The following is a 17,224-nucleotide window of genomic DNA, read 5'->3' on the forward strand; positions in this document are numbered from 1 at the left end:
CCGGGGCACGGATGACGTGGGGGTCAACGCCCGCCCTTCGCAGGTGATCCGACGAGGTCGGCGGCGAGTCCGCGAACGCTGCCGGGCCGGCGCCGAATGCAGAGTGATCGCCCCCACCCCGATCGTCAAGACCGCACTCGCCGGCCCACCGGTTCGCCGCTCGGCGCGCCTCGGTCAGCCGGAGAGGGCGAGCTCCACCACTTGGGCGACGGCGCCGTCGGCGCAGGCGCCGACCACGACGTCCGCGGCGGCCCGGACGTCCGGGTGACCGTCGCCGACCGCGACCCCGAGCCCGGCCGCCGCGATCATGTCGATGTCGTTGGGGTTGTCCCCGACCGCGGCGATCTGCTCCAGCGGCACGCCCCGGGAGGCGGCGAGCGCGCGCAGCGCCGAGCCCTTGGTCGCGTCCTCCGGCAGCACCTCCAGGTAGGTGGCTTCGGATCGGACCGTCACGGTGCCGGGGATCGTCAGCTCGGGGAGCGGGTCGCCGATCAGCATGCACTTGGTGATCTCACCGGCGGGCAGGGCCTTCCAGTCACCCGGGTCGCGCAGGGCGATGCCGTCGCGCCGGGCGTAGTCCCGCAACTGCGGCACGTCGTGCACGGCCAGGGCCTCTCCGCCGCAGAACGCCACCGGATACACGCCCTCCGGGAGGTCGCCGAACATCTCCAGCAGCGTCCGCCACGCGCCCGGCGGCAGGTGGCGGGAGCGCAGCACCGCTCCCGTGCCGAGGTCCACCGTACGGGCGCCGTTGTAGAGGATCGCCGCCCCGTCGAGCCCCAGTTCGTCGTAGAACGGCCGGGCCGACAGCTCCATCCGCCCGGTGGCGATGACCACCTCCCCGCCCGCGGCGAGGAAGCGGCGCAGCGCGTCCCTGCTGGCGGGCACCATGGCGAGGTCGCGTCCCACGAGCGTGCCGTCCAGGTCGGTCACGATCCAGCGGATCACGAAGCCGCTCCCGTGGTGACCGCGGCCGCGATGTCCGGGAAGACCTCGGCCATCACCGACCCGGCGAGGTCGAACCCGCCGACGCAGGCGACGTAGCCGCCGGGGGTGAAGACGCTGCCGGACAACGGGAGGAACACCCCGCCCGCCCGCTCGACCAGGAGCGACCCGGCCGCGACGTCCCAGGCGTTGATGTTCGTGCCGTGCGCGATGTCGGACCAGCCCGCGGCGACGTGCGCGAGCTTCAGCGCGGCGCTGCCGGGACGGCGGGTGGTGGCGAAGGCGTGCTGGACGCGGGCGAACCGGCGCAGCGCCTCCTCGCCTTCCGTCGTGAGGTCGCGCGGGGTGGGATAGCTCGACAGGAGCACGGCCTCCCGGTCGGTGCGGGCCCCGGAGCTGCGCAGCGGCACGCCGTTGCAGAAGGCCCCGCCGAGCGAGGCGGAGTACTCGTCGTCACGCACCGGGTCGTAGACGACGCCCGCCACCACCTCGTCGCCCACGGCGGCGGCGATCGAGGTGCAGAAGAACGGCAGCCCGGCCGCGAAGTTCGCGGTGCCGTCGATGGGGTCGACGTACCAGCGGACCTCGCCCTCGCCGCGTACGCCGCCCTCCTCGCCGACCACCACGCTTCCGGGGCACAGGCGGTCGATGACCTCCCGGATGCGTGCCTCGGCCGCCTTGTCGTGCTCGGTCACCGGGTCGTGGAAGTCGCGCTTGGTGGTGATCTCGGGCCGGGAGCGGAAGGCGTGGCGGAGCATGTCGCCGACCGATCTGGCCGCCCTGACCGCGATGGCGGCCAGCTCACGTGAGGTGTTCAGGTCCATGTCTCCTCCAGAAGGGTCAGCAGGCCGCGCGGGTCCTCCACGGTCGCCTGGGGGCTCTGGCGCACGCGATAGGGGATCTCGTCGGTGCTGCCGGAGACCATCAGGACGGTCGCCCCGACTCCGGCCCGGGCGCCGCACACCACGTCGCGGTCGTAGTTGTCGCCGACGTACCAGACCTGCGCGGGGTCGGTGCCCAGGGCCCGGCAGGCGATCCAGATCATCTCGGGGTTGGGCTTGCGCACGCCGACCTCGTCGCTGTAGACCTGCACGGCCACCTGGCGGTCGAGTCCGGCCAGGGTCATGAAGTCGCGATGGACGGCGCCGCACAGGGCGTTGCTGACGACCGCCGGAGTGACGCCGTGCGCCCAGCAGGCGGCCAGCAGCTCCTCCATCCCCGGCCGGATCTTGCGCCCGCTGCGCAGCTCGCCCATCCGGCGGCACAGGGGGGTCGCCTCGGCGGTCACCAGGGTGCGGGCCTGCTCGGGCCAGTCGCCCGCGACGTAGCCGGCCCAGAACTCGCGATGCGTCATCTCCTCGGGCGCGAAGCGCCGGGAGGTGGAGTCCTTCCAGTACGTGTCGGCGCGCGCGCCCGCCCGGATGTCGGTCTCGACCTCCTCCGCCGTGAGCCCGTGGAAGCCGGCGCGCACGAGCATGGCGTGTACCTCGGCGGCCAGTTCGGTCGCCCAGGACGGGCGGCGGGTGGTCTCCACGATCACGCCGCCGAAGTCCAGCAGCAACGCCACGGGCCTGATCACGCCACCGCCCCCATTCCGTCCCAGGCGGCCAGCCGCGCGCCGTCCGCGCCGAACAGGTGCATACGCTCGGTCCAGCAGGTCACCACGTCGCCGGGGGCCGCCTCGACCGGGGCGTAGGACACGGCGTACAGCTCGGTGCCGAGCACGCGCAGCCGTACGGTCCAGGACGACCCGGCGGGCAGCACGGCCTCGACGACGGCCTCCTCGCACCAGGTGGCGCCGGGCGGCCGTCCCAGGCGCAGTGCCTCGGGCCGGATGCCGACGGCGGTGGGGGAACCGTCCGGCAGGCGGGACTCGGCGAAGCGCAGCAGCGACCCGGCCAGGCCCGCGGGGGACGGCCCGATGTCGACGATCGCCATGGGCGGGCTGCCGACGAACTCGGCGACGAAGCGGTTGGCGGGCCGGTCGTACATGTCCATCGGCGCGGCCACCTGCTGCAGCTCACCCTCGTTCATCACCGCGACATCGGTGGCCATGGTCAGGGCCTCCAGCTGGTCGTGGGTGACGAAGACGATCGTCGCGCCCGACTCCTCGTGGATGCGCTTGAGCTCGGCCCGCATCTCGAGGCGCAGGCGGGCGTCGAGGTTCGACAAGGGCTCGTCGAGCAGCAGCACCGACGGGTTGACGGCGAGCATGCGGGCGAGCGCGACGCGCTGCTGCTGGCCTCCGGACAACTGGGAGGGGTAGCGATCCATGGCGGCGTCGACGTGCACCATCTTGAGGGCGGCCTCGGCCCTGGCCCTGCGCTCGGGGGCGGGCACCTTGCGCATGCGCAGGCCGAACTCCACGTTGTCGCGCACGGACAGGTGGGGCCACAGCGCGTAGTTCTGGAAGACCAGGCCCATGCCGCGCTTCTCCGGCGGGACGTACAGGCCGCGCTCGACCGAATCGAGCACGCGGTCGCCGACGGCGATGGTGCCGGCCGTGGGCTGCTCCAGACCGGCGATCATGCGCAGGGTCGTGGTCTTGCCGCAGCCGGAGGGCCCGAGCAGGCACATGAACGCGCCGTCGGGGACGATGAGGTCGAGGTTCTTCACGGCGTGCTCGCCGCCGCCATAGCTCTTGGCGACTCCGGTCAGCGTGATCGCTGGCATCTATCCTCCTAAGCCGGACGCCAGGCTGCTCTTGGTCAGCCGCTGGGTCAGGTACGTCATGGTGAAGGAGACCAACGCGATGACCAGGACGACCGCGTTGGCGAGTTGGGTGTATCCGTAGTCCACGAGGCCGATCGACAGCGTCGTGAGCAGTTCGGTGCCGGTCGTGGTGAGCATGACCACGATGCTGAGCTCCTTGAGCCCGGAGATGAACGGCAGCACGATCCCGGTCACGAGCGCGCCCTTCTGGATCGGGAAGATGATCCGCCGCATCCGCTGGAACCAGGGCGCCCCGGCGATCTGCGCGGCCTCCTCCGGCTCGCGGCCGAGCTGGGTCATCGCCGCGATGCCCGAACGCGAGCTGTACGGCAGGTGGGTCACCGCCATCACCAGGATCAGCAGGAACGTCGTGCCGTACAGCGCGGGGATCGGGCCGCGGGCCACGGCGAACAGCGACAGCGACGCGGCGGCGAACGCGATGCCGGGCACGAGGTAGGGCAGGAAGGAGACCTGGCGGAGGAAGAAGGCGACGCGCGGCGCCGTCCCGCGCACGACGACGTATCCCACCAGCAGTCCGGCGACGGCGCAGATCACCGAGGCCAGGCCGACGATGCGCAGGGAGTTCCACGCCGCCGCCCACAGCTCGGAGCCGCGGAAGACGCCGTGCGGGAACCCGACCGCCCCGGGCAGCCGCTCGGCGAACCAGTAGTCGAGGGTGAGGGTCGACAGGTCCAGCGGCGTACGGGTGACCGTGGACAGCAGCAGCGTGAACACCGGGACCAGCACGCTCACCGCGAAGACGACCAGGCCGAGCGCGAACGCCGGCCAGCGCAGGCGGCGCAGGTCGCTCAGCCGGTCCATGCTGCCCTTGCCGCCCACGGTGACGAAGCGGCGGTGCTCGCGGGTCATCCGGGTGTCGGCGAGCACGATCAGCACCCCGACGATCACGATGACCGTGGCGAGCACCGAGGCGACGCCGGTGCTGCGGTCGCGGATCGACTGGAACAACCCCGTCGACAGCACCCGGAAGTCGGCGGGCAGCCCCAGCACGTACGGCGTGCCGAACGTGCCGAGCACCCGGCCGACCACGAGCAGCACGGCCGACGACAGCGCGGGGAGCATGAGCGGGATCACGATGCGGCGCACGACCGTGCGCTGCGGCGCGCCCAGGATGCGCGCCGAGTCGACGAGCTGCGCGTCGATGCGCCGCAGCGCGTTGCCGACCAGGAGCAGCACGAACGGGTAGTAGTGCAGCCCGAGGGTGACGATGATCGGCAGCGCGCCGTACGCCAGCCAGTCGGGTGTGCGCACGCCCTGTGCCTGGAGGAACCCGACCTGGCCGCCGGCGCGCTCGTTCTTGAACAGAGTCAGCCACGCCAGGGAGAAGGTCCACGACGGCAGCATGTACGGGATCACCAGCGCGCCCGCCAACCATTTGCGCCCCGGCACGTTGGTGCGGGTCACCAGCCACGCCATCCCGCCGCCGAGGACGAGGGCGAACAGCACGGTGCCCAGCGCCACCATCAGCGTGTTGAGCAGCGGCTGCCAGAACAGCAGCCCGCTGATCTGGGAGCGGAAGACCCGCCAGAGGTAGTAGCCGGTCCACTCGCCGACCGCCTGCCCGGCGTGCACGTCGTCGCCGTACTGCAGGCGGAAGGCGTCGGACAGCACGGCGACCAGCGGCGCCACGACGAGGTAGCCGAGCACGACGACGAGGATCAGCCCGAGCGCGGCGGTCGGGTCGTGGCGCAGGACGCGCAGCCGATACAGCAGCCTGCGCGATCTGGGTGGTCGTTGCGGCGTCTCCGCCTTGGTCACAACAGCCATGGGGGGTTACTTCCTTCGAGGTCGGGGACCGCCGGGGTGCGGGGCCCCGCTTTCTGCGTCGCGGGGACGTCGGGAAGGGGCGGGGAATCGGGTGTGCGGGCCGGGGACGCGGAAACGGGGTTCCGCCGGGTGGGACGCGGCTCAGTGGCTGCGTTTGAGCATGGCGTCGGCGAGCGCGTCGGCGGCCTCACCGAGCCGCCGGCCCACCGCGTCGAGGCGGGCCAGCAACTCGCGCTCGCGCAGCGTCTCCATCCGCAGCGGGCCGCTGAAGAGTTCGGCGAGCCGGGCCTGGCAGAGCTGCCGCAGGCGGTTGCAGCACTTGCGGGTGGCGAGCACGGCGACGGTCACCGAGCCGGGGTCGTCGAGCATCTTCAGCACGGCGGCGTCCAGCTCGGCCAGGCCGTCGGTGACCGCCTGCAGCGGCTCGACCGCGAAGCCGAGGTCCTCCGGCCCGAACAGGTCGGTCTCGCGTACGTAGTCGCGCAGGTGGTCGAGGACGTCGTCGATGGACCGGGAGAGCCGGAACAGGTCCTCTCTGTCGATCGGGGTGGCGAGCACCCGGAGCAGGGTCTCCACGAGCTCGGCCCGGGCCGCGTCCCCCTCGTGCTCCACCTCGGCCATCCGGGCCCGCGCGGCCGGCCGGTCCGTCTCGCCGGTGGCGGTGGCGCGGGCGAGCCCGGCGCCGTCCCGCGCGACGGCGATCTGCCCGCGGACCAGGTCGACCACGCGCCGTGCCGACCGCCCCCGCAGGTCGTCCCAGGCGCGCGCGAACCGGCGGCCGCGCCCGCGTGCGCCGGTCACGCCAGCCTGAGCGTCAGCCCCGCGAGGCAGCCCAGCACCAGCGACGACGGCAGTGTGACCAGCCACGCCGTTCCCATGTTCACCACTGCCTGCCATCGCACCCTCCGTGCTCCTTCGCTCGCCGCCACGCCGACGACGCCGGCCGTTATGGACTGGGTCATGCTCACCGGGCTGCCGAGGGCCGAGCTGCCGAGCACGGCGCCGGTTGCCGCCGTCTCCGCCGAGACGACGTGCAGCGGCCGGGTGATGACCAGGCCGCGGCCGAGCCGGGCGCCTACCCGGGGGAGACCCGCCAGCGCCCCGGCGAGGAAGAGCGCCGCGAGGACCGCCATCCACACCGGCGGGACGTCGACAGGGCCGACCCCGCCCAGTCCGCCGCGGCCCACGCCGATCGCCACGCTCGCGACCGCGATCATCTTCTGGCCGTCGTTCACCGCGTACGCGAGGCACTGGGCCGCGTACGCCAGCAGGTGGGCGGCGCCCACGAGCCGGGACATCCGCTGGTAGGACGGCACCCGGCGGGACGCCGTCCCGAGCAGGTAGCCGAGGACCAGCCCGGCCAGCGGCGCTCCGGCCCCGACCGCCAGGACGGCGGCCACCCCCCGCCACGCCACCGGCAGCCCCGCGCCGAGCCCGGCGCCGGTGATACCGCCGATCACGGCGAGCGTGAGGCTCGTGGGCAGGCCGCGGCCGGTCAGGACCGCGACCACCGTCACGGCCACCGCCACTCCGGCCAGAAAGGCCGCCGCCCCCTGCCCGGTGTCCAGCCCGGCAAGCCGTTCGGTGAACGTCCGCGCGACCGTGACGCCCAGCACGTACGGCCCGGCGAACAGGGCCGCGGTGAGCAGGACGGCGGCCGTCCAGCCCGGTGAGCGGGGGAAACGCAGCCCGAGCCCGATCAGGGTCGCCCCGTCGTTGGCCCCGCTGATCAACGTGAAGAGCACGGCCGCCGCGGCGAACGCGAGCGTCCACCCCATCAGAGGTAGGGCCGCTGGTCACGCTTGGCCTCGTCGTAGCGTTCGCGCGCGGTGCGCGCCTCGGCGAGCCCGGACACCTCGGCCACCGGCACGTCCCACCACGCCTCGGCGCCCGGCGCGGGGCCGGGGACCGTCTCGACGTAGACCACGGTCGTACGGGGGGACGCGACGGCCTTGGCGAGCGCGCCCCGCAGGGTCTGCGGATCGGCCGCCGTCAGCACGTCGGCGCCGAGGCTGGCCGCGTTGGCGGCGAGGTCCACCGGCAGCCGCGCTCCGTCGAGCCGCCCGTCAGGGCCGCGCCTCCGGTAGGCGGTGCCGAGCCGCAGCGCGCCGACCGACTCGCTCAGCGCGCCGATCGAGGCGAAGCCCTGGTTGTCCACCAGCACGATGACGAGCTTGACGCCCTCCTGCACGGCGGTGGCGATCTCCTGGGCCATCATCAGGTAGGACCCGTCGCCGACGAGCACGAACACCTCGCGCTCCGGGGCGGCGAGCTTCACCCCCAGGCCCCCGGCGATCTCGTAGCCCATGCAGGAGTAGCCGTACTCGACGTGATACTGCCCGGGGTCGGAGGCGCGCCAGAGCCGGTGCAGGTCGCCCGGCATCGACCCGGCCGCGTTGACCACCACGCCGCCCGCGGCGACCTCGTTGAGGACGCCCAGCACCACCGGCTGGGTCAGCTCGGTCCCGCCGTAGAACCGGTCGGTCTCGGCCTGCCACGCGGCGGCCAGCTCGGTCGCCCGGCTCGTCCAGCCGGGGTCGGCCCGCCAGTCCACGCGGTCAAGAGCCGTGTCGAGCGACTTCAGCGCCTCGCGGGCGTCGGCGACGAGCATCTCGGCGGCGTGCTTGGCCGCGTCGAACGCCGCCACGTTGACGTTCAGGAACCGGGCCTGCGCGAACAGCGTCCGGGAGGCGGTGGTGAAGTCGGTGTACCTGGTCCCGATCCCGATGACCAGGTCGGCCTCGCGGGCCAGCGCGTCGGCGGCCGGGGTCCCGGTGTGCCCGATCGCGCCCACCGCGCACGGATGGTCGTACGGCAACGCGCCCTTGCCTGCCTGGGTCTCGGCCACCGGCACGCCGTGACGTTCGGCGAATCGGGCCAGCGCGGCGCAGGCGCCGCTGTACTTGACCCCGCCCCCGGCGACGATCAGCGGGCGGCGCGAGCCGCGCAGCAGCTCGGCGGCCCTGGCCAGGGCGGCGGGTTCGGGGACCGGCCGGGCCACGTGCCAGACCCTGCGCGCGAACAGTTCCTCGGGCCAGTCGTACGCCTCGGCCTGCACGTCCTGCGGCAGCGCCAGCGTCACCGCGCCGGTCTCGGCGGGGTCGGTGAGCACCCGCATGGCCCCGAGCAGCGCCGCCGGCAGCTGCTCGGGCCGGTTGACCCGGTCCCAGAAACGGCTGACGGGCTTGAGGCAGTCGTTGACGCTGACGTCGTACGACCGGGGGTCCTCCAGCTCCTGCAGCACCGGCGAGGCGACCCGGGTGGCGAACAGGTCGCCGGGCAGCAGCAGCACCGGCAGCCGGTTGATCGTGGCCAGAGCGGCCCCGGTGACCATGTTGGTCGCGCCCGGCCCGATCGAACTGGTGCAGGCGAGCGTGGACAGCCGATCGGACTGCCGGGCGTAGCCGACGGCCGTGTGCACCATGGCCTGCTCGTTGCGGGCCAGGTAGTAGGGCAGCGGGTCGTGGATGCCCGCGCCCTGCTCGGCCAGGGCCTGGCCGACGCCGGCGACGTTGCCGTGCCCGAAGATGCCTGCGCACCCCGCGATCAGCCGGTGCTCCACGCCGTCGCGCTCGGTCCACTGCCGCGAGAGGAACCGCACCAGCGCCTGCGCCACCGTAAGCCTCGTCGTGTTCCTCATGACGCACCTCCGAGCCGGGGATCGACGGGCTGATCGGCCCACGAGTCGCGGATCCACGCATGCCTCGGATCGTCGGAGAAGGCCATGGACCGCTTGTCCGCCGGGCCGGCCAGGACGTTCAGGTAGTAGAGGTCGTAGCCGGGCGCGGCCATCGACGGGCCGTGGTAGCCGTGCGGGACGAGCACCACGTCGCCCGCCGACACCTCGGCCAGCGTCTCGTGGGTGCCGTACACCCGCTGGTAGCCGGGGCCGCCCTCGAAGTAGTAGATCTCCTCCAGCACCGCCTCGTGCTCCGACGGCGTGTCGTGCTTGTGCGGCGGATAGGACGACCAGTTGCCGCCCGGTGTGATCACCTCGACCGCCATCAGCTTGTCGCAGTCGAACGCCTCGGGGGAGCAGAAGTTGTCGACCCGCCGGGTCGCCTGCCCCGCGCCCCTGATCTCCACCGGCACGGCGTCGGCCGGGCCGTATCTGATGGGGAAGCGGCGGGTGGCCCGGGCGGCAGGGAGCGCGATCCTGCCCCTGCCGGTGATCGTGACCCGGGCGTCGATCGGCAGGTACGCGAAGTCGGTCGGCCCGGAGAACACCGAGGGGCGTCCGGTGAGCGACAGCCGCAGGCCGTCGGCGACGACGTCGCACGCGCCCGCCAGCGGCAGGACGAGCATCTCCTCCTCGCCGGTGGACAGCTCCACCGGCCGGTCCGTCAGGTCCACGACCCGCAGCCCGGCGTACGTCCAGCCCGCGGCCTCGGGAGTGATCTCGACGTCCCAGGGGCCGGAGGCGGCCGTGCCGTGGGGAATGTAGGTCATGTGGTCTCCAGCAGGTTGACCGCGGCGTCCACGGCCGCCACGACGTCGTCGTCCGGTGGATAGAGCAGCGCCCGACCGGCGACCAGGCCGCGCACGCCGGGAAGGCGGAGGGCCTTGCTCCAGGAGTCCCAGATCTCGTCGGAACCGGGCTCGCCGCCGAGCAGCAGCACGGGCAGCGTCGTGGCATCCAGGACGCGTTCCATGTCCTCGGTCACCGGGAGCTTGAGCCAGGTGTGGGCGGAGGTCGCCCCCAGCCCCTGGCCGACGCTGATGGCGCGGATCATCGCCTCAGGCGACAGGTCGTGCCGCACCACGCCCCCGACGCGCCGGGACCAGAACGGCTCGATCATCGCCATCAGGCCGTGCCGCGCGAGCTGGGTGACGGCCTGCCCGCAGCTCGCCAGCGTGGCGGCGGTGGCGTGGTCCTCCACCCCGATACGGCAGAGCATCTTGCCGCCGTCGAAGCCCATCGCCGCGAGCGAGTCGGCGTCGTAGGCGGTGAAGCGGTCGTCGAACTCGAACGCCGCGCCCTGGACGCCGCCCCGGTTCATCGAACCGATCACGATCTTGTCGTCGAGGGCGCCGAGCAGCAGCAGGTCCTCCACGATGTCGGGGGTGGCGAGCAGCCCGTCCACGCCGGGCCGGGCCAGGGCGGTCGTCAGCCGGTCGAGCAGGCTGATCCTGCTCTCCATCGCCATCGGGCGTCCGGCCACGCCGAGCGCGCCCCGGGCCGGGTGGTCGGCCGCGATGATCAGCAGTCGGCCGCGCCCGCTCAGCAACGGCCTGCGCCTGCGGACCGCGGCCGCCTGGACCACCCGCTCGGGGTGCCAGGCCCGGTCGTCCAGCAGGCGGTGGTAGTCCTCCTCACGCATGCCTGGCGTCCCCCCTTCCTGCTCGCCCATGAGGGACGTCCTCCTGGATGAGGTTCCCCGGGTCCGGGGAAAGCCCCCGCGCGGAACCCCGTGTCACGACGGTCTCGATCTCGCGGAGGGTCGGCATCGCCGGAGCGCAGGCCAGCCGGCCGGCGACGATCGCGCCCGCGGCGTTGGCGAACCGCAGCGTCCGCTCCAGGGGCCAGCCCGCGAGCAGCGCGTGGCACAGCGCTCCGCCGAAGGCGTCCCCGGCGCCCAGCCCGTTGACGACCTCGACGTCGACGGGCGGCACCACCGCCGTCTCGCCGGCCGTCATGCCCAGCACCCCGGCCGATCCTTGCTTGACGATCGCGAGTTCGGCCCCGGCGTCGAGCAGGGCCCGGCCGGCTGCCTCGGGATCGCGCAGGCCGGTGGCCACCTCGGCCTCGTCGAGGTTGCCGACCGCGACCGTCACGTGTTCGAGCGCATCGCGCACATGCCGCCGGGCCGTACGCGGGTCGGGCCAGAACATCGGCCGGTAGTCGAGGTCGAGCACGGTGTGCGGGGCGCGTCCCCGGGCCTTCAGCGCCGTCAGGTGCGCGCCGCGCGACGGCTCGTCCGAGAGGCCGGTGACGGTCGTCCACAGCAGCGCGGCGCCGGTGACGGCGGCCAGGTCGAGCTCGGCGGGGAGGATCTCCAGGTCGGGCGCCTTGGGCCAGCGGTAGAAGAACAGGGGGAAGTCCTCCGGCGGCCGGATCTCGCAGAACGTCACGGGGGTCGGCAGGCCGGGCACCGCGGTGACGTAGCGGTCGTCCACGCCGTACTCGCGCAGCGCGTCGTGCACGAACCACCCGAACGGGTCCGCGCCGGTGCGGGTGATCACGGCGCTGCGGCGGCCCAGGCGGGCGGCGGCCACGGCCACGTTGGTCGGGCTGCCGCCCAGGTATTTGCCGAAGGCCGTGACCTGCCGCAGGGAGACCCCGACCTCCAGCGGGTAGAGGTCGACCCCGACCCGCCCCATGGTCAGCACCTCAGGCGCCGCCGGATCGGTGCCGGTCACGCGTCCTCCGGGGAGGCCAGGCCCGTGAGGTAGGCCAGGCTCGCGCGCACGTCCTCCACGGGATCGGCGTCGGCCGACGTGAGGATCACGTCCTGCTCCATGACATACCAGCCGCTGTACCCCGCGGCCGTCAGGCCGGAGACGATGCCCGCCACGTCCACGTCGCCGTGGCCGAGCGGACGGTACATCCCGGCCCGCACCGCCTCGGTGTAGGTGAGCTCGCCGGCCCTGACCCGCCGGGCGAGGGCCGCATCGACGTCTTTGAGATGCGCGTGGGCGATGCGCTCGGGGGCCTTCCTGACGATGTCCAGCGGGTCGGCGCCGCCCGCCAGCAGGTGCCCGGTGTCCAGGCAGAGCGAGACGGCCGCGCCCTCGAGGACCCGCTCCACCTCCTCGCCGGTCTCGACCATGGTGCCCACGTGTGGGTGCAGGGTGACCAGGTGGGAGATCTCCCGGTCGATCCGGTCGAGGTTGGACAGCAGCGTCCGCCAGCCCTCGTCGTCCAGGGCGGGGCGTCCGTCGTAGCCGTCCACCCCGGTCGCGGCGGCCAGCACGACCACCGCGTCCGCTTCCAAGGCGGCCACCGTGTCCCGCAGGCCGGGCAGCGGGTCGTGCGCCGGGTCGTGCAGGACGACCGGGACGAAACCGCCGACGGCGCGCAGGCCGTAGCCGTCGAGCAGGGCGGCGCGGCGGTCCGGCTCCGGCGGCAGGAACCCGTCCGGGCCCAGCTCGGTCGCGGTCAGCCCGAGCGCGGCCATCTCGGCCAGCACGCGCTCAGGGGCGAGCTGGTGGCCCCAGCCGGGCACCTCGCAGACACCCCAGGAGATGGGGGCGGCGGCGATCCTCACTTGGCCACCTCCATGACGCGGACGGGACGGTCGGTCCGGCGGGACAGGTCAGCGGCCTCGGCCACGTACAGCGCGGCCAGGGCGTCGCGGACCGAGCAGGGGCTCTCCCGCTCGCCCCGCGCCGCCTCCAGGAAGGCGGTCATCTCCGCGACGTACGCCTGCTCGAACCTGGCCTGGAAGTCCGGCCAGGGGTCGCCGTCCGGCGTGAAGCCCTCGGCCGAGCGCAGCGGGGTGCGCCCGCCGAGCCCCGCGGCCCAGGCGCCGCGGGTGCCGGCGAGTTCCATCCGCACGTCGTAGCCCGCGCCGTTGTAACGCGAGCCCTGCAGTGTGGCCAGCGTGCCGTCGTCCATGGTCAGAATCGCGGCGCTGGTGTCCACGTCGCCCGCCTCGGCGAAGAACTCCTCGCCGCGGTTGGCGCCGGCCGCGTAGACGGTGTCCACCTCGCGCCCCGTGACCCAGCGCAGGATGTCGAAGTCGTGGATGTGACAGTCGCGGAAGATGCCGCCGGACAAGGGGATGTAGCCGGCGGGGGGAGGTGCGGGATCGGCGGTGACCAGGTGGACGCGGTGCAGCACGCCCAGGGCTCCGGAGCGCAGCGCGTCGCGGGCGGCCAGGTAGCCCGCGTCGAAGCGGCGCTGGAAGCCGATGTGCACGACGGCGCCGGTGCGCTCGACGGTCTCGGCGACCCGCAGTGTCTCCTCCACCGTGGGCGCGGCCGGCTTCTCACAGAACGCCGGGACGCCCAGCTCGCAGGCGTTTTCGATTGCCTGCGCGTGGGTGGACGTCGGGGTCGCGATCACGACCGCGTCCGTGTCGAAGGGATCGCCGACCGTCGCGGAAAGCCGTGCCGCCACCTCCTCCGTCCGGCTCCGGTCCACGTCGGAGACCACCAACTCGTCCACGAGACCGGCAAGGGTGGCGGCGTGGAAGACGCCTATGCGGCCAAGGCCCAGTAAACCCACACGCATGTGTCAGCTCCTCGTCCAGGGGCCTCCAGTTCTAGATGAGCGGAAGGTAAATATCAAGACTTTGTCCTGACATACGGATGAACTATCATCCCGAGCAAGGAAAGTGTGACTCAGCGCTCCACGAGGGTGACCTCAAGGGAGTAATGCGAAGCGCGGTACACGTGTGACCCGTGCTCGACCGCCCGGCCCTGGTCGTCGTAGGTCGTGCGGACCATCGTGAGCAGCGGGCAGCCGCGCCGCTCCTCCAGTAGCCGGGCCTCCGCCGGGGTGGCGGCGCGGGCGCCGATCCGCTGGTGGGCCACCCGCATCCGGATGCCGGTCTGGCGCAGCATCTCGTACAGGCCGCGCTCCTGCAGGGACTCGGCGGTGAGCGGGGCCAGCCCGACCGGCAGCCAGTTGTGCAACAGGGCGAGCGGCTCTCCCATGGCGAACCTGATCCGCTCCAGCCGCAGCACCTCCGTTCCCGGTTCGAGCCCCAGGGTCGCGGCGACCTCCTCGTCGGCCGGTACGGTGTCCAGGGACAGTACCCGGGTCTCCGGCTCCTGCCCGGCCCTCCGGAGGTCGTCGTACAGGCTGGTGAGTTCGACCGCGCGCTTCACCTGGCCGTGCACGACCTGGGTGCCGACGCCGCGTTTGCGGACGACCAGGCCCTTGTCCACGAGGAACTGGATCGCCTGGCGGATGGTGGGGCGGGAGAGGCCGAGTTGCTCGGCGAGCTGGATCTCGTTGTCCAGCCGGGAGCCGGGGGGCAGCTTGCCGGCCTGGATGGCCTCCGTGATCCGCTCGGCCACCTGGAAGTAGAGGGGCACGGGGCTCGACCTGTCGAGGTCGATGTCCAATTTGGTGACTGTCACGACTCGACGGTAGCTGACATCAGAATGTCTTGACCAATGCCGCAGTGGCCCGATCGACGGAAGATGTCCAGTTCGCAACGGAGGTCATTATGTCTTGACAAACTATTCACGTGACGTTCATCGTGGAGCACACCGCGGCGCCGGATCGGGGCTCTGGGCGGCGCCCGACGACCCCCGAGAGGCAAGAGGAGTGACGCCACCTTGAGGCGTACCCGGAAGATCGTTCCCCTGGCACTGCTCGCGCTCGCCGTCGCCGCCTGCGCGCCCTCCACCGGCCCGGACGCGCCGTCCTCCGCGACGCGCGCCGAGCAGCCGCTGCCCGGCCCCTCGATCGACGCGTCCCTCGACCTGGACGCGCTGGTCGCCGCCGCGAAGAAGGAGGGCGGCCTGCTCGTCTACGACTCCAGCGGCGACATCGAAGAGGTGGCCAAGGCCTTCACCGCCAAGTACGGCATCCCCATGGAGGGGGTGAAGTCCGACACTCCGCAGACCGCCGAGAAGATGACGCGGGAGCACGCGGCCGGCAACGTCACCATCGACGCGGCCATGTACGAGGACGGCGGGGTGCTGGTCGGCCAGCTCATCCCGCAGGGCGTCGCCCAGACGTGGGTGCCCGCCGACCTGAAGGACCAGATCCCGGCCGAGAACCAGAACCCGCTGCTCGCGCTGTCGAAGGCCACGGTCTTCGCGTACAACACCAAGCTCTCGCCCGGCGGATGCCCGATCAAGAACGTGTGGGACCTGACCGAGCCGCAGTGGGCGGGCAAGCTCGTCATGCAGGACCCGCTCGGCAAGCCTACGGTGCTGTCGTTCTTCACCCAGCTCGACGCGCACGGCAACCAGGCGCTGGAGCAGGCCTACCAGGCGAAGTACGGCAAGCCGCTGCAGACCGAGGAGAAGAGCGCCGCCTACGAGTGGGTCAAGCGCATCTCGGCCAACAAGCCCGTGCTGACCGGCTCCGACGAGGACATCTCGGCCGCGGTGGGCGCGCCGAACGCCACCGACGAGAAGATCGGCTTCATGTCGATCTCGAAGTTCCGCAACAACGAGGACAAGGGATACGCGCAGGCGACCTGCGAGGGGATGACGCCGTTCGTCGGCTTCAGCTACCCCAAGTACGTCGCGATCGCCGCCAAGAGCAAGCACCCCAACGCGGCCAAGCTGTACGTCCACTTCATCATGACCGAGGAGGGCGTGAAGCACGAGATCGGCGAGGGCGGCGTCTCCGGCAACAGCACGGTGAAGCCGCTGGTCACCCCGGAGGGCCTGAGCGACTGGAAGGGACAGCTCTTCCACACCGACCCCGCCGGGCTGCTGGGCGACCTGCGCAACCGGCAGACGGTCTCGGACTTCTGGCGCGTCAACCACGGCTGACCCGGTGAACGGGAAAGGCCCCCGGGTACACCCGGGGGCCTTCTGATGTGCCCGCGTCAGTCGCGCGGGTCCCAGCCGTCGGTGTCCACGTCGAGGTCGAGCTTGTCCGCGATGTCGTCCCACTTCGTGAACTTGAAGTTCGTGATCTCCCGGTCGGGCTCGGCGGGGGTGTTCTCCCCGTCGTGCGCGACGAACAGGCCTTCGTCGAAGTCGCCGAGCGGGACGTTCAGCACGGTCGAGCCGTCGCTGTGCTCGACGCCGTCGCGGCCGTTCTTCTCGCTCACGCGGAATTGGCCGAGGTAGGAGTTGGACCCCTCCCTGCGGTAGACGGCGAAGGTGCTGTCGCCCTGGCTGGAGGCCAGCAGGTAGCCCTTGCCGTCCTCGCGGTAGTAGATCGTCAGGCCCTCGGCGTCCGCCGCCAGATGTCTGCCGCCGTAGCCGGGGTCGGCGCCGGGCGTGCACTCGTCGGTCGCGGCGTCGTACGTGCCGGGCACGCCGAACTCCTTGGTCTTGTCCACCAGCACCGGCGTGCCGGTGAGGTCGGCCCGGATCCGCCAGATGCCGACGTCCTCCTGGGCGGCGTAGAGGACGTCCTTCTCCTGGTCCACGACCATGCCCTCGACCTGCGGCTGCACTCCGGGCTCGTCGCACGGGGCCCAGGTCTGGCCGTTGGGCAGGGCGAACGACGCGGGCAGGTCGAGCGTCCTGACCAACTGGTAGCCGACCTTCCCGCCCGGCTTGGGCAGCAGCCTCACCAGCCCGACCGAGGTCCGGTGCCGCCGGCTGACCAGCGCGTACGTCCCGGTGGAGTCCGTCCACGTGGCCAGGCCGTACGCCGTCTCCTTGTCGTTGACCTGCTCCTGGGTGGAGTTGAAGACGAACGGCGCGGCCGGGTCGGTCACGTCGGTGAGCCGCCCGTGGGAGATGGCGTAGATCCTGAGCTGGTCGCGGCCCCGGTCGGAGACCACAGCGAGGTCCCGGCCGCCGAAACCGTAGGCCACGTCGACGTTGTTGAACCTGCCGACCTCGTCGTCGGGGCCCGGCGCCGCGGGCGCGGGCAGGTGCTGGACCTGCCGTCCGTCGAGATCGTAGACGAAGAGCCCGGCCTCTTTGGCGGTGCCGATGACCACGCTGTCGTCCGAGTCGTGGGGGTCCACCCAGATGGCGGGGTCGTCGCCGTTGGCGTTGCCGCCGGCCTCGTCGTCGTACAGGGCGGGGGTCTCCACCTGCGGGTACACGGTGGCGACGCCCTGGCTCGACGCGGGGACCGCCGCCCCGCCTATCAGGGAGATCGTCAGGGTGGCAAGGAACAGCCCGGACAGGGGACGCATCGCGCCTCCTCGGTTGGGGATGATGTCGCCTTGACCGTAATGAC

Annotated in this window: 16 protein-coding genes; 1 reads left to right on the forward strand and 15 read right to left on the reverse strand. The window is 72.4% G+C overall.

The genetic code is table 11. The features are described from left to right. Positions 1-174: 174 nt before the first annotated feature. The 14 genes from ACWEQG_RS17640 to ACWEQG_RS17705 all read right to left on the reverse strand — a co-directional run bounded on the left by ACWEQG_RS17640 (position 175) and on the right by ACWEQG_RS17705 (position 14,475). Positions 175-948: a Cof-type HAD-IIB family hydrolase gene (locus ACWEQG_RS17640; protein WP_346224501.1), complete on the reverse strand. Its 774-nt coding sequence runs from the start codon at positions 946-948 to the stop codon at positions 175-177. After that, entirely contained in the window at positions 945-1,769 is an 825-nt protein-coding gene (locus tag ACWEQG_RS17645) for an inositol monophosphatase family protein (protein ID WP_346224502.1), read from the reverse strand. The genes ACWEQG_RS17640 and ACWEQG_RS17645 overlap by 4 nt, the downstream gene beginning before the upstream one ends. Further along, complete coding sequence (locus ACWEQG_RS17650) at positions 1,760-2,524, reverse strand: HAD family hydrolase (RefSeq protein WP_452285855.1); 765 nt, start codon at positions 2,522-2,524, stop codon at positions 1,760-1,762. The genes ACWEQG_RS17645 and ACWEQG_RS17650 overlap by 10 nt, the downstream gene beginning before the upstream one ends. Next, positions 2,521-3,618 (reverse strand): ABC transporter ATP-binding protein, encoded by a 1,098-nt coding sequence (locus ACWEQG_RS17655; RefSeq protein ID WP_346224504.1) that lies wholly within the window; start codon positions 3,616-3,618, stop codon positions 2,521-2,523. Before ACWEQG_RS17655 ends, ACWEQG_RS17650 begins: the two co-directional genes overlap by 4 nt. After that, positions 3,619-5,445, reverse strand: coding sequence for an ABC transporter permease (locus tag ACWEQG_RS17660; RefSeq protein WP_452285857.1), 1,827 nt, complete (start codon positions 5,443-5,445; stop codon positions 3,619-3,621). It abuts the gene before it with no gap. Positions 5,446-5,586: 141 nt separating this feature from the next. Continuing rightward, entirely contained in the window at positions 5,587-6,246 is a 660-nt protein-coding gene (locus ACWEQG_RS17665; protein ID WP_346224506.1) for a DUF47 domain-containing protein, read from the reverse strand. Continuing rightward, entirely contained in the window at positions 6,243-7,223 is a 981-nt protein-coding gene (locus ACWEQG_RS17670) for an inorganic phosphate transporter (protein ID WP_346224507.1), read from the reverse strand. Before ACWEQG_RS17670 ends, ACWEQG_RS17665 begins: the two co-directional genes overlap by 4 nt. Beyond that, the gene (iolD, locus tag ACWEQG_RS17675) at positions 7,223-9,085 is read right to left on the reverse strand and encodes a 3D-(3,5/4)-trihydroxycyclohexane-1,2-dione acylhydrolase (decyclizing) (protein WP_452285859.1); all 1,863 of its coding nucleotides are present in this window, start codon (positions 9,083-9,085) and stop codon (positions 7,223-7,225) included. The genes ACWEQG_RS17670 and iolD overlap by 1 nt, the downstream gene beginning before the upstream one ends. Further along, entirely contained in the window at positions 9,082-9,894 is an 813-nt protein-coding gene (gene iolB, locus ACWEQG_RS17680; RefSeq protein WP_452285861.1) for a 5-deoxy-glucuronate isomerase, read from the reverse strand. Before iolB ends, iolD begins: the two co-directional genes overlap by 4 nt. Continuing rightward, positions 9,891-10,766 (reverse strand): Cgl0159 family (beta/alpha)8-fold protein, encoded by an 876-nt coding sequence (locus ACWEQG_RS17685; RefSeq protein ID WP_346224510.1) that lies wholly within the window; start codon positions 10,764-10,766, stop codon positions 9,891-9,893. The genes iolB and ACWEQG_RS17685 overlap by 4 nt, the downstream gene beginning before the upstream one ends. After that, positions 10,759-11,766, reverse strand: coding sequence for a 5-dehydro-2-deoxygluconokinase (iolC, locus tag ACWEQG_RS17690; protein ID WP_452286314.1), 1,008 nt, complete (start codon positions 11,764-11,766; stop codon positions 10,759-10,761). The genes ACWEQG_RS17685 and iolC overlap by 8 nt, the downstream gene beginning before the upstream one ends. Before the next feature lie 35 nt (positions 11,767-11,801). Then, positions 11,802-12,653 (reverse strand): sugar phosphate isomerase/epimerase family protein, encoded by an 852-nt coding sequence (locus ACWEQG_RS17695; RefSeq protein ID WP_452285863.1) that lies wholly within the window; start codon positions 12,651-12,653, stop codon positions 11,802-11,804. Beyond that, positions 12,650-13,621 carry a Gfo/Idh/MocA family protein gene (locus ACWEQG_RS17700; protein ID WP_452285866.1) on the reverse strand — a complete coding sequence of 324 codons (972 nt, stop codon included), beginning with the start codon at positions 13,619-13,621 and terminating at the stop codon, positions 12,650-12,652. The genes ACWEQG_RS17695 and ACWEQG_RS17700 overlap by 4 nt, the downstream gene beginning before the upstream one ends. A 110-nt stretch (positions 13,622-13,731) precedes the next feature. Then, complete coding sequence (locus ACWEQG_RS17705) at positions 13,732-14,475, reverse strand: GntR family transcriptional regulator (RefSeq protein ID WP_346224513.1); 744 nt, start codon at positions 14,473-14,475, stop codon at positions 13,732-13,734. Positions 14,476-14,676: 201 nt separating this feature from the next. Here ACWEQG_RS17705 and ACWEQG_RS17710 point away from each other — a divergent pair, with 201 nt between their 5' ends. Then, positions 14,677-15,849, forward strand: coding sequence for an ABC transporter substrate-binding protein (locus ACWEQG_RS17710; protein ID WP_452285868.1), 1,173 nt, complete (start codon positions 14,677-14,679; stop codon positions 15,847-15,849). A 56-nt stretch (positions 15,850-15,905) separates the two neighbouring features. On the opposite strand, the gene ACWEQG_RS17715 is transcribed toward ACWEQG_RS17710, so the two are convergent. Next, on the reverse strand, positions 15,906-17,180 hold the full coding sequence (locus ACWEQG_RS17715) for a phytase (protein ID WP_452285870.1): 1,275 nt from the start codon (positions 17,178-17,180) through the stop codon (positions 15,906-15,908). Positions 17,181-17,224: the final 44 nt, after the last annotated feature.

This window comes from Microbispora sp. NPDC004025 (assembly GCF_053604425.1).